The sequence below is a fragment of the Neolewinella lacunae genome (assembly GCF_014349155.1).
Lineage (GTDB): Bacteria > Bacteroidota > Bacteroidia > Chitinophagales > Saprospiraceae > Neolewinella > Neolewinella lacunae.
Genome location: NZ_JACSIT010000068.1, coordinates 24254 through 40304 on the forward strand (window position 1 = coordinate 24254; position 16051 = coordinate 40304).

Annotated in this window: 16 protein-coding genes; 7 read left to right on the forward strand and 9 right to left on the reverse strand. The window is 55.8% G+C overall.

Features of this window, described 5'->3' with window-relative positions:
• Positions 1-14 precede the first annotated feature (14 nt).
• From H9S92_RS05460 to H9S92_RS05475, 4 genes are all read left to right on the forward strand, one after another.
• Positions 15-584 (forward strand): RNA polymerase sigma factor, encoded by a 570-nt coding sequence (locus H9S92_RS05460; protein WP_187465708.1) that lies wholly within the window; start codon positions 15-17, stop codon positions 582-584.
• Positions 571-1884, forward strand: a complete 1314-nt coding sequence (locus tag H9S92_RS05465) for a hypothetical protein (RefSeq protein ID WP_187465709.1) — start codon at positions 571-573, stop codon at positions 1882-1884. The genes H9S92_RS05460 and H9S92_RS05465 overlap by 14 nt, the downstream gene beginning before the upstream one ends.
• Before the next feature lie 116 nt (positions 1885-2000).
• On the forward strand, positions 2001-4019 hold the full coding sequence (locus tag H9S92_RS05470; RefSeq protein WP_187465710.1) for a glycoside hydrolase family 65 protein: 2019 nt from the start codon (positions 2001-2003) through the stop codon (positions 4017-4019).
• Positions 4020-4069: 50 nt separating this feature from the next.
• Complete coding sequence (locus tag H9S92_RS05475) at positions 4070-4549, forward strand: hypothetical protein (protein WP_222935990.1); 480 nt, start codon at positions 4070-4072, stop codon at positions 4547-4549.
• A gap of 213 nt (positions 4550-4762) precedes the next feature.
• Here the strand turns inward: H9S92_RS05475 and H9S92_RS05480 are convergent, their stop codons facing one another.
• Complete coding sequence (locus H9S92_RS05480; protein WP_187465711.1) at positions 4763-5095, reverse strand: tetratricopeptide repeat protein; 333 nt, start codon at positions 5093-5095, stop codon at positions 4763-4765.
• A 176-nt stretch (positions 5096-5271) separates the two neighbouring features.
• On the opposite strand from H9S92_RS05480, the gene H9S92_RS05485 reads away from it, so the two are divergent.
• Entirely contained in the window at positions 5272-6567 is a 1296-nt protein-coding gene (locus H9S92_RS05485; RefSeq protein ID WP_187465712.1) for a bifunctional folylpolyglutamate synthase/dihydrofolate synthase, read from the forward strand.
• A 215-nt stretch (positions 6568-6782) separates the two neighbouring features.
• On the opposite strand, the gene H9S92_RS05490 is transcribed toward H9S92_RS05485, so the two are convergent.
• Positions 6783-7862, reverse strand: coding sequence for a beta-ketoacyl-ACP synthase III (locus H9S92_RS05490; protein WP_187465713.1), 1080 nt, complete (start codon positions 7860-7862; stop codon positions 6783-6785).
• A gap of 308 nt (positions 7863-8170) precedes the next feature.
• Between H9S92_RS05490 and H9S92_RS05495 the strand changes: the two genes are divergently transcribed.
• Positions 8171-9010: an SDR family NAD(P)-dependent oxidoreductase gene (locus H9S92_RS05495; protein WP_187465714.1), complete on the forward strand. Its 840-nt coding sequence runs from the start codon at positions 8171-8173 to the stop codon at positions 9008-9010.
• Positions 9011-9166: 156 nt separating this feature from the next.
• Here H9S92_RS05495 and H9S92_RS05500 read toward each other — a convergent pair whose 3' ends face one another.
• Genes H9S92_RS05500 through H9S92_RS05515 form a run of 4 tightly spaced genes read right to left on the reverse strand, consistent with a single transcriptional unit; the run spans position 9167 to position 12658 of the window.
• The gene (locus H9S92_RS05500; RefSeq protein WP_187465715.1) at positions 9167-10024 is read right to left on the reverse strand and encodes a T9SS type A sorting domain-containing protein; all 858 of its coding nucleotides are present in this window, start codon (positions 10022-10024) and stop codon (positions 9167-9169) included.
• 25 nt (positions 10025-10049) lie between these two features.
• Positions 10050-10904 (reverse strand): T9SS type A sorting domain-containing protein, encoded by an 855-nt coding sequence (locus H9S92_RS05505; RefSeq protein ID WP_187465716.1) that lies wholly within the window; start codon positions 10902-10904, stop codon positions 10050-10052.
• Positions 10905-10929: 25 nt separating this feature from the next.
• Positions 10930-11787, reverse strand: coding sequence for a T9SS type A sorting domain-containing protein (locus H9S92_RS05510; protein ID WP_187465717.1), 858 nt, complete (start codon positions 11785-11787; stop codon positions 10930-10932).
• Between the two features lie 25 nt (positions 11788-11812).
• A complete protein-coding gene (locus H9S92_RS05515; RefSeq protein ID WP_187465718.1) occupies positions 11813-12658 on the reverse strand; it encodes a T9SS type A sorting domain-containing protein in 846 nt (281 codons plus the stop codon).
• A 122-nt stretch (positions 12659-12780) separates the two neighbouring features.
• On the opposite strand from H9S92_RS05515, the gene H9S92_RS05520 reads away from it, so the two are divergent.
• Positions 12781-12948, forward strand: coding sequence for a hypothetical protein (locus tag H9S92_RS05520; protein WP_187465719.1), 168 nt, complete (start codon positions 12781-12783; stop codon positions 12946-12948).
• A 33-nt stretch (positions 12949-12981) separates the two neighbouring features.
• On the opposite strand, the gene H9S92_RS05525 is transcribed toward H9S92_RS05520, so the two are convergent.
• The 3 genes from H9S92_RS05525 to H9S92_RS05535 form a co-directional block, all read right to left on the reverse strand.
• The gene (locus H9S92_RS05525) at positions 12982-13845 is read right to left on the reverse strand and encodes an SDR family NAD(P)-dependent oxidoreductase (protein WP_187465720.1); all 864 of its coding nucleotides are present in this window, start codon (positions 13843-13845) and stop codon (positions 12982-12984) included.
• Positions 13846-13849: 4 nt separating this feature from the next.
• Entirely contained in the window at positions 13850-14032 is a 183-nt protein-coding gene (gene xseB / locus H9S92_RS05530; protein ID WP_187465721.1) for an exodeoxyribonuclease VII small subunit, read from the reverse strand.
• A 290-nt stretch (positions 14033-14322) separates the two neighbouring features.
• Positions 14323-15963 carry an IS1182 family transposase gene (locus tag H9S92_RS05535; RefSeq protein ID WP_187464761.1) on the reverse strand — a complete coding sequence of 547 codons (1641 nt, stop codon included), beginning with the start codon at positions 15961-15963 and terminating at the stop codon, positions 14323-14325.
• Positions 15964-16051: the final 88 nt, after the last annotated feature.

The following is a 16051-nucleotide window of genomic DNA, read 5'->3' on the forward strand; positions in this document are numbered from 1 at the left end:
CTTGCGCGCCGGACATGCCCAAGCAACATCCAAATATCGGTGAACTCATCGCGCAGTGCCTGGCCGGCCAACGTCTGGCCCAGCGGCAGCTCTACGAACAACACCTGCCGTATGCCCTGACCGTGACGCGACGCTTCGGCGTTGCGTCACGGTCAACGGCCGACGTTGTCCAGGAGATTTTCACGGAAGTCTTTTCCCACTTGGCCCACTTCGATGCTGCCAAAGGAAGCTTCCTCACCTGGCTGCGCACCATCGCCGTACGCAAGACCATCGACTTTCTGCGCAAGCGGGAAAACCTGAACTTTACCGAGCTCGTCGCCATCCTCCCCGAGCGCGCGCCCACCGAAGAACTTCAGCTCGACCATATCCCTACCGACGAGCTCCTGCTGGCCATGAATAATTTGCCCGCCGGTTTTCGTACCATCTTCAACCTCTACGCCGTAGACGGGTATAAACACACCGAAATAGCGGAAATGCTCGGCATCAGCGCCTCGGCCTCCCGCTCCCAGTACGCCCGGGCCCGCGAACGCCTCCAGAAACACCTCCAAGCCACTAAAAAAAAGATGACGCATGATTACGAATAACGAAAGAGGATCCCTGGGAAAACGTTTTGACGACCTGCCCACGCCGGGAGATTTCCCGGAATTGAGCTGGGAGAAAATGGCCCCCAAAGTCCTGCGTCCCACCCCGGAGGAAGAACCCCGGCGGAAGTTTTTCGCCTGGTGGTGGCTGGCCCTCGGCGCACTGCTTTTGGCCTTCGTGGGTGGTCTAGTTTACTGGACGACGCTGGAACAAGACGGTATGGCTGCCGGTCCTGTGGCGGAGGGAACACTGCCCAACTACCCGGCCAGTGATCTGGATTGCCCCGCCGCAACCGTTCGAGAAACCGGGCTGGCTGGCGGAGAAAATACGCTGCTGGCCCCTGCACTTGCTTCGCAGGAAGCAAATTCAAGCGGGACCAAACGAGTAGCTACGGACGCTCGGCAACCCGCCCCCTCCACACCCACGGCTTCCCGCGTCAGCACGACTTCACCGGTTGGGCAAACGCTGATCACTGAGCCAGTTTTCCCGCCCCCGCGTCCGGACTTGCATTCGCTTCGTCCTCTCGAAAACGGACCCATTGCCGCCCTTCCGGTGGCCGGGCCAGGCATCGACCGGGAAGTCCGTCTCCCCATCTCCGCCGCCGCTCCCGAAGGGAAGCGGCAGGACAGGGAGCGCACGCTCAGCCTCCTGGCGGGCCCCCTCACTTACGGCCTGGGCTACGAGCAGTTGCTGCGGACGGACGAAAGCCAGCTCAGCGCCCAACTGCGCCTGGGCTACACCCAATCACTCAACGAGCGCTGGTTTTTGGCCACGGGACTGGACCTGCGGCACTACCGCTTCCGTACCGCCTTCGTGGAGGTAGACGACAACGCCCGCTTTTTCCGGCCCGGCACGGTGGATACCATTTTCCGCAACCTCACCACGGGCGAGGAAAGGATCGTCACGACCGATACCGTAGGGGGCACGCGCATCCGCCGCTTCGGTAACGACAATGTGGTGACCACCCTGGGCGTGCCCGTGTTGCTTGGCCGTTCCTGGACCGCTGGAGTGCACCACCTCAGCTTGGCGGCGGGGCCGCGGATCGACTTTTTGCTCGGGCGCGAAGGACGTACAGTAGTGAATAATCTGGAGGTGATTGACCTGGCCACGGCCCCGCAATTCGGGCAAAACATCCGCTGGGCGGGCCGGCTGGAGGCGGGCTACGATTGGCAGCCGCAGGGCCGCTGGTCGGTCGCCCTCCGCCTGGGTACCGAAGCGGCCTTTAGAGATTGGTCGGTCAACGGCAGTAGCCAAAAACCGCGCTCGTTAGATGGCCTGATCGGGCTGCGCTACCGCTGGTGATGGCATTTTTGGGGAGTTGCCTGGAGCTTGATTCCGGTGCAACTCCCCAACAAAAGCCGCTTCCTTCACGTAAAAATCCTATTTTCGCCGGAGTATTTTTTTTGAAAATAGTGATCATGCGATATTCCCTTTCCCTGCTCCTGGTGGCCTTGCTTTGCACCTGCGTCCGCGCCCAATGGACGATTACGGCTACCGATATTGACCCCGCCAATTATTACGGCATTACGGTGGCCAACGGGACGGTGGGCCTGGTCTCCAGCCCCGAACCGATGCGGGTAAAAGACGTGGTGCTGAATGGCGTTTTTGATAATTACCAGCGCGGCCGCGTCAGCAATATCCTCAAGACGTTCAACCACATGAACCTCAATTTGGACGTTGACGGGCGGCGCATCGGGCGGCGCGACATCAGCAATTTCCGGCAGGAACTCAATATGCAAACGGCGGAGCTGGTGACTACTTTTGACGTGGGCGATAAGCTCTCCGTGCGCCATACGCTGCTCTCTTTGCGGCATTTGCCCTATACGGCGCTGGCGCAGGTGCAATTGACGGCGAAAAGAGCAGTGGACGTCACGCCGATGTCCGTCATCGAAGCCCCGGACCACCTCCGCGACGTCCGCAACACCTACAGCGAAATCGACCGTCCCCACGTTTTGATTGGATTGCTGACGAGCTACGCGGATAGTCCGACGGGTGCCCACCGGGTGGCGGCGTCCACGAGTTTTATTTTTCCGGAAGTCCACGGGCAGGAACCGAAGGTGATCCACGAAGACTGGGATTTCGGGATGCACCTCGCCAAATTTCACCGCAAGCTGGCGGCTGGCGAGACCTACAGCTTTGCCGTGGTGGGGTCCGCTACGGCCACCGAGCACTTTGCCGACCCGCTCAACGAAGCGGAGCGCCTGACGATCTTTGCCAAGCTGGAAGGCACCGAACGCCTGCTCCGCCGCCACCGCGCCGCCTGGGCCGAACTGTGGAAATCGGACATCCAGATTGAGGGCAACCTTCGCGACCAGGTGGCCGTCCGTTCGGCGCTCTACCACCTCTACAGCTTCGTGCGCGAAGGCCAGGCCTACAGCCTTTCGCCGATGGGCCTTTCCGGCCTGGGCTACAACGGCCACGTTTTTTGGGACACCGAAATCTGGATGTACCCCGGCATCCTCGCGCTGCAGCCCGAACTGGCCAAATCCATCCTCCAGTACCGCTACAACCGCCTGCCCGCCGCCCGGACCAATGCCTTCGCCCACGGCTACGCTGGCGCGATGTACCCCTGGGAATCCGCCGACGACGGTTCGGAAGATACGCCGGTGTGGGCGTTGACCGGCCCTTTCCAACACCATATTTCCGGCGACATTGCCTGGGCGATGTGGAAATACTACCAGACGACGGGCGACCGCGAGTGGCTGCGCTCAACGGGCTGGCCGGTGATGCGGGAAGTGGCCAACTTCTTCGCCAGCCGGGTAGACCGGACGGCCCCCGGAGCCTACAACATCGACAACGTCATCGGCGCCAACGAATGGGAGGAAAACATCGACAACAACGCCTACACCAACGGCATGGCCATCACCGCCCTGCGCTACGCCACCCAGGCCGCCGGCGTGCTCGGATTAGAAGCCAACCCCGACTGGGAAACGGTGGCCGCTAACATCCCCATCCTGAAATTCCCGGACGGTACCACGCGTGAAAACGCCACCTACGACGGAGTGGTGATCAAGCAGGCCGACGTCAATCTTCTCAGCTGGCCGATGGACATTGTCCGGGACCCCGCCGCCATCCGCAAAGACCTGGCTTACTACGAACCGCGCCTGAGTCCGGAAGGTCCGGCCATGGGCTCCGCCATCCTAGCCCTGCTCTACGCCCGCCTGGGGGAGCGGGAGAAAGCCTACCAACTCTTCGAGCAAAGTTACCAGCCCAATGAGGTGCCCCCCTTCGGCGTCCTGGCCGAGACGGCGGGCGGGACGAACCCCTACTTCGCCACTGGCGCGGGCGGGATGTTGCAGGCCGTCCTCTTCGGCTTCGGCGGACTGGAATTTACCGACGGCGGCATCGTCCAGAAAAGCGGCACCTTGCCCCAGGCCTGGAAGTCGCTGACCATCACCGGGGTGGGCCAGGATGGGAAGACTTTTGTGGTGCGGTAGGGGAAAACGCCAAAAATGTTTATCTTGTCATCTGGCCATAAAACCCTGCCATGAAATTATTCATTACCCTTCTCTTTTTTGCTTGTTTCTTAACGGCCGCTTGTAATGCCCCGAAGGTAGCTGCAACGGCTACCAAAGCCGATCCGGAGAAAATGCTCAATTTGCCAGCCGATCCTCCGGCGAGCATCATCGATGGAAACCGCTTCATCATCACCGAGGTGAGTACGGATCCCACCTACGGCTCGGAAGCCAACCCCGTGCGGGTAGGCGGCCGAAGCCCCAGTAATGAACGCCGCTTCCTAGAGGCGCTCTACGGACCGGAGGGACAAGAGCTCCAGTACGTCCGCCAGGGCAGTTGCTGTTTTTTCAAAACTAAAAACGGGCTCCTCAATGATGGCGCACTCTTGGATATATACGAGGTAACCTGGGAAGGGGCCCCGGAGCCTATATTGATCTACATTGATATGTATGACTACGCTCCGCTGAAAGCTCCCAAGGGTTTTAGCCTGAAGAAGAGCAGTAAATTGTGATGTATTATGCACGGCGCACTCCAAGCTGGACCGGCTGCGGAGCATGGAAGCTCAAATTGGTGGCAGCGAGCCCCTTTTGCTAAGGGAGGATAATTGAATAAATAAAGGATTGACCGCCGTAGGCAGCAGCGTCAGCTAATAAGTCCCTCGCCTATCCCGCCTATCCCGTGCGGTAGCTTATTCATTTATTCTATTATTCAACCCTTCAACCCTTCAATTATTAACAAAATCCTCCTCATCCCCCAATTCCAACCTAGCCGCGGCCAATTCGCGCATGGCGTGGTTTTCGCCGAGGCGTTTGGTGATGGCGATGCCGGCGGTGTAGACCTGCCAGGCGGCGGCGGGTTCCTGGAGGCGTTCCAGGGTTTTGCCGAGGTGATAGTAGGAACCGACGTACTCGGGTTGTTCGGCGATCAATGCTTCGTAGACTTCCCTGGCACCTGCGTGCGCGCCCTCTTTTTCCAACTCTTTGGCGAGGGCAAAGCGGAGAAAGGCGTCGGTGGGGGCGTCGGCGAGGAGGGCCTGGATCTGGGCTTTGCGAGACATGGGTGGGTGGCTTTTTGCGTTGTGTTCTCCACCGAACACGGTCGGCCAGCGAAGGTTGGGCGGGGTGGGGGAGAAGGGGCCTGGCGGAGAAATTGGGCCTAAGGTAAAATTTGTCCTTCCATACCCAAGGGATTATTGCTTTCTTACCCCGGTTTTCACCCCCCAGCACCCGCGCTATGACTTACGAAGCTACCCTGGATTACCTTTTCACGCAACTGCCGATGTACCAACGCGACGGGGCGGCGGCCATGAAAAAAGACCTGACCAACACCCAGCGCCTGCTGGAATGGCTGGGCAACCCCCACGAGCGCCTGCGTTGCATCCACGTGGCTGGCACTAACGGCAAGGGCACCACCTGCCACCTCATCGCCGCCGCCCTGCAGGCCCACGGCTACCGCGTGGGGGTCTACACCAGCCCCCACTATAAAGACTTTCGCGAACGCATCAAAATCAACGGCGCCTTCATCACCGAAAAAGCCGTGACCGACTTCGTCACCCGCCTGCGGGAAAGCGGCCCCGACATCCAACCCAGCTTTTTTGAAATCACCGTGGCGATGGCCTTCGATTACTTTGCGCGGGAATCCCCCGACTGGTGCGTGATTGAGGTCGGCCTGGGCGGGCGGCTGGACAGCACCAACGTCATCACCCCCCTCGTATCGGTCATCACCAACATCGGCTACGACCATACCCAGTTTTTGGGAGAAACCCTGCCGGAGATCGCCGGTGAGAAAGCGGGCATCATCAAGCCCGGGGTGCCCGTCGTCATCGGGGAAACGCACCTGGAGACCGAGCCGGTCTTTCGCCGTAAAGCTGCCGAGCTGGGCGCGGATCTGTACTTTGCCGATGAGGTATTCTACATCGATGAATCTTACGTGCGCGACGATCCACGGCTGAGTTACTTCCGCGTGCAGCGCACCATCCAGGGCAACGAACGGATCTTGCAGACGGACCTTTCCGGGCCCCACCTGAAAAAGAATGTCCTGACCGCCCTGGCTGCCCTCAACGTATTAGCCAACACCGCTCCGCTGGCCCTGCGCTACGAAAACATCAACCGGGGCTGGTCTTCCGTCCGCGAATCCACCTACTACCTGGGCCGCTGGCAGACTTTGCGGCAAGCCAATCCGCTCTGCATTGTCGATAGTGCCCACAACGCCGAAGGACTGCGGCCAGTCCTCGAACGCCTGCAGTCGTACCAGCTCCCGTTGCACCTGGTCATTGGCTTCGTAAACGACAAGGATTTGGGCAAAGCCCTGCCCCTCTTTCCTACGGCGGCCACCTACTATTTCGTCAAAGCCGACATCCCCCGCGGACTCCCCGCCGCCGAATTACAAGCCGCCGCCGCCCAACACGGGCTGCAAGGCGAAGCTTACCCCTCGGTAGCGGAAGGCTACGCCGCCGCCCAGGCCGCCGCAGGAACGGGAGGATTGGTTTTTGTAGGGGGCAGCATTTTTGTGGTGGCGGAGGTGATTTGAGAAGGAGGGGAGGGTTGACCGCCGTAGGCAGCAGCGGGAGTGAATGAGTGAATGCGTGAATGCGTGAATACGCTACCGCACGGGATACGCTAACGCACGGGGAAGGGGAGCAGATTGTGGTGCCCGAAGATTCGCACATTCGAACATGTTCGAAAGTTGGTAGTGCGCTGTCCCGTGCGGAAGCTCCTTTCCCCCTTTACTCCTTTCCCCCTTTACTAATCCCGCCCCCATTTCAGCACCACACTCCCCCAGGTGAAGCCCGCTCCGAAGGCGGCCAGCACCACAACGTCGCCTTTTTTGACCAGGCCCTTATCGCGGGCCTCGCTCAGGGCCAGGGGAATGGAAGCGGCGGTGGTATTGCCGTAGTACATGATGTTGTTGTAGATCTGGTCGTCGCGCAGGCGCATGGTGCCCTGGACGAACTGGTTGATCCGCAGGTTGGCCTGGTGGGGAATGAGCATGTTGATGTCTTCCACGCCGAGCCCCGCCTTGGTGAGGGACTCCACGATGACCTCGGGGAATTTCCTGACGGCCATCTTGAAGACCGCCTGTCCTTCCATGTAGGGAAAGATCCGGTTCTGGTCGATCATGTTCTGGTTGAAGAAGTAGCCGCCGTAGTCCGTGTCTTCGTAATCGACGTCGAAGCCCTCAATGGCGTACTTCTCCAGGAAGTAACCACCGTGGGCACCCGGATACATGTAGCTGAGCTTCTCCGCGTAGGTGCCGTCGGAGTGCATGCTGGTGGCCAGGACGGCCTTTTCCTTGTCTTCCGTCGCTTCAACGATCACTGCACCTGCGCCGTCGCCGAAGATGACCGATACGTTGCGGCCGCGGGTGGTGAAGTCGAGCCCGACGGAGTGCACCTCGGCGCCCACGAGCAGGATTTTTTTGTAGGTCCCCGCTTTGATGAACTGGTCGGCCGTCGTCAGGCCATAGACGAAGCCCGAGCACTGCGCCCGGATGTCGAGGGCCGCAATTTCGGTGCCGGCAATGCCCAGTTCCCGCTGGAGCAGGACGCCCGCGCCGGGGAAGTAGTAGTCGGGGCTCAGGGTCGCGAAGATGATGAAGTCAATGTCGTTCTTATCGATGCCCGCGTCGGCAATGGCCAGCAGGCTCGCCTCCAGGGCCAGCGTAGTCGTCGTTTCTTTGCCACGGTCGATGTAGCGACGCTCCTCAATGCCGGTGCGTTCGCGGATCCATTCGTCGCTGGTTTCCATGACCTTGGTCAACTCCTGGTTGGTTACCACATTTTTGGGCACGTAATGCCCGATCCCGGTGATCGTGCTGTAGGGCATAATTGATCTTTAAGCTGAGTATGACGGGCTAAGGTAGCGTATTTGCTAACGCTGGCAAGTGCTCCACCGGGGGAAAGGCCATTTTATGCCCCTTTTCGCTCTTTTCCACCGCTAAGGAGCGGGAAAGCAGCGCCAGGAATGGACAAGCACTCGCCCAGCCCAATTCCAGATGCGCCACTTTTTTTGGCCCCCTGCATTGGCGCAAAAGACTTACCTTGTGCCCGCTAGGCGTCTCAGAACGCGCCGCCGCAAACCTTACGTTTAACAGTCCGCTCCGTCTGCCCCGCGGCCTGCAACGAACCAAGCACATGACTAAATCGCTTTCTGTTCCATCCCTGGAGTGGGTCCTCGTTACCGGAGGTAGCCACGGTATTGGTCGTGCCCTCGCGCTCGAGTGTGTCCGCCGCGGCATGGCCATCGCCGTAGTGGCCTTGCCCAACCAGGACCTCCGCCACTTCGAAGAAGAACTGGCCGCCACCCCCGGCACCGTTTTCGCCACCCTGGGCCTCAACCTCGTAGAGCCCGGGGCGGTAGAGACCATCCAGCAGTGGCTCCAGCACAGCGACATCCGCCTGAAGTACCTCATCAACAACGCCGGATTCGGGCGGGGCGGACTCTTCGAAAACACCGCCTGGCGCGAGTACAGCACGATGCTGCAACTCAATAACCAGGTGATGGTAGAGCTCACCTATGCCCTGCTGCCCGAGCTGAAACGCACCCGCGGGGGCATCCTCAACCTCAGCAGCGTGGAGGCCACCCTGCCGCTGCCTTACAAGTCGGTCTACACCGGCACCAAGGCCTTCGTCTACAACTATTCTTTGGCCCTGCGCCAGGAATTCAAGCACTACGGCATCAGCGTTTCCGTGCTCTGCCCCGGCCCGGTCATCACCAATGAAGACGGCCTCAAGCGGGTCAAAGCCATGGGCACCCTGGCCAAAATTGCCGTCACCATGCCCGAAGACCTGGCCGGCGAGGCGATTGGCGGCATGCTGCGGGGCAAAGACGTCATCCGCCCGGGCCTGCTCGTCAAATTCATGGCCTTCCTCGGTAAGCTGTTCCCCCGCCGCGTCAAACTGCACTTGCTCGAAAAAATGTTCTCCAAATACCGGGAGGCCCCGCAGGCGGAAGAGGCAGTAGCCGTGCGCTAAATAGCTTGGATCAGGTCAGGGCAGCGCTTCTTTGGGGCGCGGCCGCAGGTGCAAAGTATGTCCCGTTGAGAGCTAGGGACGGTTAAGGCAAGCTCTTACTCATCTGCTGTATTTATCAGGAAGTAAAAACCCTAACAGGCTCTTAGTACCTTGGCCTTACTGTCGCAACAATTGCTTAGTCCAATAGCGCCCATTTCGATCCTGCAGCCGCAAAACGTACCAACCCGGCGGCAATTCTCCCAACGGTAGTTGTTGGGGGATGCGGGCATAATGGCGGAGGTGACGGCCCTGGGCGTCGAAGAGGTCCAAGGCGCGGCCACTGCCGAGGAGGGTGCCTTCCAGTTGGAGAAAACTTCCCGTAGCTGGGTTTGGATAGATCGTAAGCTGGTCTGGAGTAGCTACCTCGGGGGTGGTAGAATTGGGGTTGTCTTTAATAAACCCAATCCAATATCGATAAATCGTGTCTCCGGTTGAGGTAATCATAATATTGGAAGTCCTCCGCATGGTGGCACTTCCTACACCAGGTTTACCAAACCCTAAGTTTAGAGGTGTAAAACCTAATGCCGTTGTATCATCTGATGAATCATACCAAAAACCAAAATCGATTGCTGTGATAATGGAATGAGCAATCCTTGGATCATCTGTTTCGCCAACGGTGGACCAAGATACCTCGATAGGCCAGTTGCCAGCAGTAACGTCTAAAGGAACTATTGCTCCATTTGCATCACTATATGGAATTATATTTCTTTTGCTCTCATAAGCTAATCCCGAAGTTTGATTTACAAAACTTATTCGGACATCCAGGCTATCATTTATGGGAATATCAGAAATATCTGGCCCATCATATTGAGCATCGTAGAAATAGGTGGCATCTTCGGCCGCGCCCGTATAGACGGTGTCTCTATTCCCGTTGGCATCGGTAAAGACGAAGGTCATAACAAAATCCTGCGCGTGTATGGGCAATCCAATGCACAAGCAAAGAAAAACGAGTATTGATTTTTGGAGAACCTTCATGATTTACTGTTTTAGTACCTTGGCTTTACTGTCGCAACAATTGCTTAGTCCAATAGCGCCCATTACGATCCTGTAGCCGCAAAACGTACCAACCCGGCGGCAATTCTCCCAACGGTAGTTGTTGAGGGATGCGCGCATAATGGCGAAGGTGACGGCCCTGGGCGTCGAGGAGGTCAAGGGCGCGGCCGCTGGCGAGGAGGCTGCCTTCCAGCTGGAGAAAACTTCCCGTAGCTGGGTTCGGATAAAGCGTGAGTTGGTCCGCGGTAGCTACCTCGGGGGAGGTAGAATTGGGGTTGTCTTGGACAAAGCCTATAAAATATCGGTAGATGGTGTCTCCCATTGAGGTCGTCACAGAATAACCAGACCTGCGAAAGGTGGCACTACCTACACCGGGTTTGCCGAATCCTAAGTTCAGCGGTGTGAAGCCTAATCCCGCCGTAGTATCATCCGATTCTCCCCAAAAGGCAGGAGAGTTTTCAGTGAAAACGGAACTGGCGATTCTCGGATCATTCGTTACGCCAACGGTTGACCAAGAGACCTCGATGGGCCAATCATCAGAAATAACCTCTACATCAATGACTACTCCTCCAGCATCATAATGAACAATGTTTCTTTTGCTTACATAATCCAATTCTGGGACGAAGCCACAAACCTTTAATCGGACGTCAAGGCCACTATTTATGGGGGTGTCAGAAATGTCTGGCCCATCGTATTGAGCATCATAAAAGTAGCTTGCATCTTCGGCCGCGCCCGTATAGACGGTGTCCTTATTGCCATTGGCATTAGTAAAGACGAAGGTCATAACAAAGTCCTGCGCGTGTACGGATAATCCAATGCACAAGCAAAGAAAAATTGATATTGATTTTTGGAGAACCTTCATGATTTACTCTTTTAGCACCTTGGCTTTACTGTCGCAACAATTGCTTAGTCCAATAGCGCCCACTTCGATCTTGCAGCCGCAAAACGTACCAACCCGGCGGCAATTCTCCCACCGGAAGTTGTTGGGGGATGCGCGCATAATGGCGGAGGTGACGGCCCAGGGCGTCGAAGAGGTCCAAGGCGCGGCCACTGCCGAGGAGGGTGCCTTCCAATTGGAGGAAACTTCCCGTAGCTGGGTTCGGATAGAGCGTGAGTTGGTCCGGGGTAGCTACCTCGGGAGAGGTAGAATTGGGGTTGTCTTGGACAAAGCCTATCCAATATCGGTAAATGGTGTCTCCCATTGAGGTCGTCACGCTATTACCAGACCTGCGAATGGTGGCACTACCTACACCGGGTTTACCAAATCCTAAGTTCAGGGGTGTGAACCCTAATCCCGCCGTAGTATCATTCGATTCTCCCCAGAAGCCAGGAGTGTTTTCAGTGAAAACGGAATTGGCGATTCTCGGATCATTCGTTACGCCAACGGTGGACCAAGAGACCTCAATGGGCCAGTTGTCAGAGATAACATTTACGGTAATTAATGATCCATTAGCATCATTATACTGAATTATATTTCTTTTGCTTGTATAACCTATTTCCCACACTCCGCCAAGTTTCGTTAATCGAACGTCAAGGTCATCATTTATGGGAGTATCAGAAATATCTGGCCCATCGTATTGTGCATCGAAAGAAGTGCTTGCATCTTCGGCCGCGCCCGTATAGACGGTGTCCTTGTTACCATTGGCATCGGTAAAGACGAAGGTCATAACAAAGTCCTGCGCGTGTACGGGCAATCCAATACACAAGCAAAGAAAAAATGATATTGATTGTTGGAGAACCTTCATGATTTACTGTTTTAGTGCCTTGGCTTTACTGTCGCAACAATTGCTTAGTCCAATAGCGCCCATTTCGATCCTGCAGCCGCAAAACGTACCAACCCGGCGGCAATTCTCCCAACGGTAGTTGTTGGGGGATGCGGGCATAATGGCGGAGGTGACGGCCCTGGGCGTCGAAGAGGTCCAAGGCGCGGCCACTGCCGAGGAGGGTGCCTTCCAGTTGGAGAAAACTTCCCGTAGCTGGGTTCGGATAGAGCGTTAGTTGGTCCGGGGCAGCAACCTCGGGGGAGATAGAATTGGGGTTGTCTTGAACAAAGTCTATCCAATATCGGTAAATGGTGTCTCCCATTGTGGGAATACCCGAGGTCCGGCGAAACGTGGCATTTCCAGCACCAGGTTTACCAAATCCTAAGTTCAGCGGTGTGTAGCCTAATCCCGCCGTAGTATCATTCGATTCTGACAAGCCAGGAGTATTTTCAGTGAAAACGGAATTGGCAATTCTCGGATCACTCGTTACGCCAACGGTTGACCAAGAGACCTCGATGGGCCAATCATCAGAAATAATATCTACTGAAATTGCTACTCCTCCAGCATCATAATGAACAATGTTTCTTTTGCTTACATAATCCAATTCTGGGACGAAGCCATAACCCCTTAATCGGACGTCAAGGCCACTATTTATGGGGGTATCAGAAATATCTGGCCCATCGTATTGAGCATCATAAAGGACGCTTGCATCTTCGGCCGCGCCCGTATATACGGTATCTTTATTGCCATTTGCATTAGTAAAGACGAAGGTCATAACAAAGTCCTGCGCGTGTACGGGCAATCCAATGCACAAGCAAAGAAAAATGGATATTGATTTTTGGAGAAGCTTCATGATTTACTGTTGTAACACCTTGAAAGAAGGTAAGAGGTAAGAGGTAAATTCATGATTTGGGTTTATTTAAGTGAGAGTACCTGCTTGGCTTTTGGGCAAGCGTCGAGGGAACACTAAATAAAGTGAATCTCAGCAATGCACTAAAAAAACCAAACGGGCTTGCTGTTTTCAAAGATACCTATTTATCTTGGTTCTTCCAAATAAAAATGTATTCGATGGGGCTTTTTTGGGACAAAGAGGTAGAAAACGAGCATGCGAAGAATCGCAGAGCTTGGATGGCTCAACTATGAAATAGGCTTTCCCAAGCAAAAAAACACCAAACCCTAAGGCTGAAAGTAATTCCCAATCCCCGTCATCTCTTCGCTCATTTCCCAGAGGATGCGCGCCTCGTCGCGGTCGTACGAGCTGGAAAAGGATTTCTTGGGTTGGCAGTTGTCCCAGTAAAGCCCAGATTGCTCCGCTAAGCCTGGTTCCGTCGCCAGGTAAATGCTCGTGGCTGCCCCTTGGGCCGGAGTTTTGTTGCCACTCATCCGCCGCCGGACTTTCCAGGCCAGGCTGTGCAGCCAGGTATTGCCCTTCAGGCCGATGTCCGTCTGCACCAAACCGGGCTGAACGGCAAAGATGGCGGGGTCTTGAGACTTGCGGCGGCGTTCGTATTCGTAGCAAAACAAGACGTTGGCCAGCTTACTCTGGGCGTAAGAGCGCAGGCCGTGGTAGTTGCCGTCGAGGTTGATGTTATCGAAGAACATGCCCTTGATCTGCTTGTGGCTGTCGGAGGCAACACAGACGATGCGGCCGTCGGCGGAGCGGCGCAGCGCGGGCAAGAGCAAGTGGCTCAGCAAAAAGTAGGCGAGGTGATTGACCGCGAAGGTTTTTTCTACCCCCTCGGCCGTCAGTTCCTGCTGGGAATTCCAGACGCCAGCGTTGTTGATCAGCACATCGAGGGTAGGGGCCAGGGTGCGCACCTCTTCGGCCAGGCGGGCAACTTCGGCGAGCTGGCCCAGGTCGGCCATCACGATTTTGACTTGGGCGGAGGGCTGTTCGGCCAGGATTTGGTCGCGGGCAGCCTCGGTCTTGGCGCGGTTGCGGCCGTGGAGCAAAACGGTGTAGCCCCGGGCGGCGAGGTCTTGGGCGGTAGCAAAGCCGATGCCAGCGGTGGCACCGGTAATCAGGACGGTTTTGGACATAGGATTATTCGCTGGTGTTGGCCAGTGCGGAGAGTTTGTCTTCCACATCGCGCAGCTGGGCCCGGCAGGCGGCCACGAGGGCTTCGGCGCGGGCTACGCGGGCGTAGAGCTGATCGATGTCGGCCGGCACTTCCTGCAATTGGGCCAACAGGCTTTCCAGTTCGGCAATGGCTTCGGCGTAAGACATAAACAAAGGAGTAAGGGGGGAAAGGAGTAAAGGGGGGGAAAGGAGTAAAGGAATATGGCAGTAATGGAATCAGGGACCAAAGTACCACTATCCCAGCACTTTCGCAGCCTGCCCTCCCTGGGGCCGTCTAAAAAGTCAGCCCCAAAGCTGTGGGGTGCGCCACGGTGGCTGTGCTGGTTGCGTTCTGACACATTTAAGAAAAAATATGTGTTCCTTTTTTGGGCCTCCCCACATGCTGGGTGGGCCTTCAGGGAGTTAAAAATGCCGTCTAGACGGATTTTTGGGCCGTTTTAGGTCATTTGGGCCCTTTGTACGACCGGAGTAAGCAGACTACGCCCTTGCTCAATCGATAATTTATGTAATCGACGAAGATTTGTGGCTATCGAAAGGAGGCCCATCTCAATGTTAACCCCCGTAAGTCCCTTTAGTGTAAACCGACGTCTTCCCAGATTGGCCTTCAAGTTGCCAAAGAAGCCCTCGACTTCTGCGTTACGGCGCAGGCACTTTGCTCTACCCTCTTTCGTGCTCAGACGAGCTCGGGCTTGCTGGCGATAGCTTTGACCTTTGTGGCTAATGGTTACCACTCGGTTGCCGTCTTGTTTATGACACATCCCGCGCAAGGGGCAGCCTATGCAATTGACGGCTTTGTACTTACTTGTTTCACGGATATACCCACTTGCTGTTTTCTCCTCTCCCTCTCCACAATACGTCATATGCTGACCCATGGGGCATATCAGCACATTTTGCTCTTCGTTATAGTATAACTGGCTTGGCGCAAATGGCGCTTTAAGTACTCCTTGCTCTTCCTTGTAATAGCCCGGGTATTTGAGGTAGGCTTCTATCTCCTTGCCCTCACAATAGCGATAGGCCTCTTCGTTGCCATACCCCGCATCGGCTGTAATGGCCTTGGGCAAGTTCAATCCGATTTGGCTTAAGATCGATTCGGTGTCTTCAAGATGAGGAATGAGGCAGGCCGCATCAGAAGGCGTCTGGTGCATTGTCCAGTTTACAACAAAGTGGTTTTCCGTTCCCACTTGAGCATTGTAGCCGGGTTTTAGCTCCCCGTTGCCCAAGTGGTCGTCTTTGGGCCTCATGAACGTAGCACCATGATCCGTTTTAGAGTAAGACGACCGATCTCCCAGTAATTCTTGCTGGCGCTCATATTCCTGGAGTTTGGGCAAGGACTTGCTCTCCAGGTTTTTCAGTTTTGTCTTTGCCTTTTTGACCTCTTTGGCTTCCTCCTTGGTGCTGGGGGACTGACTTTCTAAGGCTTTGTTGAGTCGATCAATCGTTTCTTGGACTGCTGCACTGTCGCTGAGTTTGTCCCCTTGATCATCCCCATCGGCAGCTTGCTCATCCTCTTTATCCGCTTTTTCACATAAAGCGTCAATCTGAGAAACGATCATCCCTATCTGGTCTAGCACCGACTTCTTGTAACGCTCAACGTTTGACTTCCAAACGAAGGTGTACCGGCCAGCTACTGACTCCAGTATAGTGCCATCTAAAAAGTAATCATCCAGCTTGACATAGCCTTGTTCATGTAAAGTCAACAAAACGTGGGCAAACACTTCCTTTACCCGGCCACCCATGCGGTGCTTGCGAAAGTTATTGATCGTATTGTGATCGGGAGTGGACATCCCACTTAGCCACATGTAGCACACGTTCTCATAGCAAGCCTTCTCAATCGAACGAGATGAGTACACCCGATCAGAATAGGCATAAACCAACACCTTAAGCAGCATCCGAGGAGAGTACGCGCTACTGCCACCTCCTAAATAGGTGCTTAGGATCGAATCAATGTTCATCCCATCTATAATCTGGCTGATCAGCCGCGCCTTATGATGAGGCGGTACCATGTCGGCAAGATGTGGAGGGAATAGCAAGCCTTGGTTCTGGAGGTCAGGCTTGAAAACTGCTCTTTTTGTGCTCATCGGCTACGGGGATGGGAACAGCCTCAAAATACTACTTTTTCGTATTTTGTACCAGAATGCCCCCCTAGTAGACTTTTTAGACGGCCCC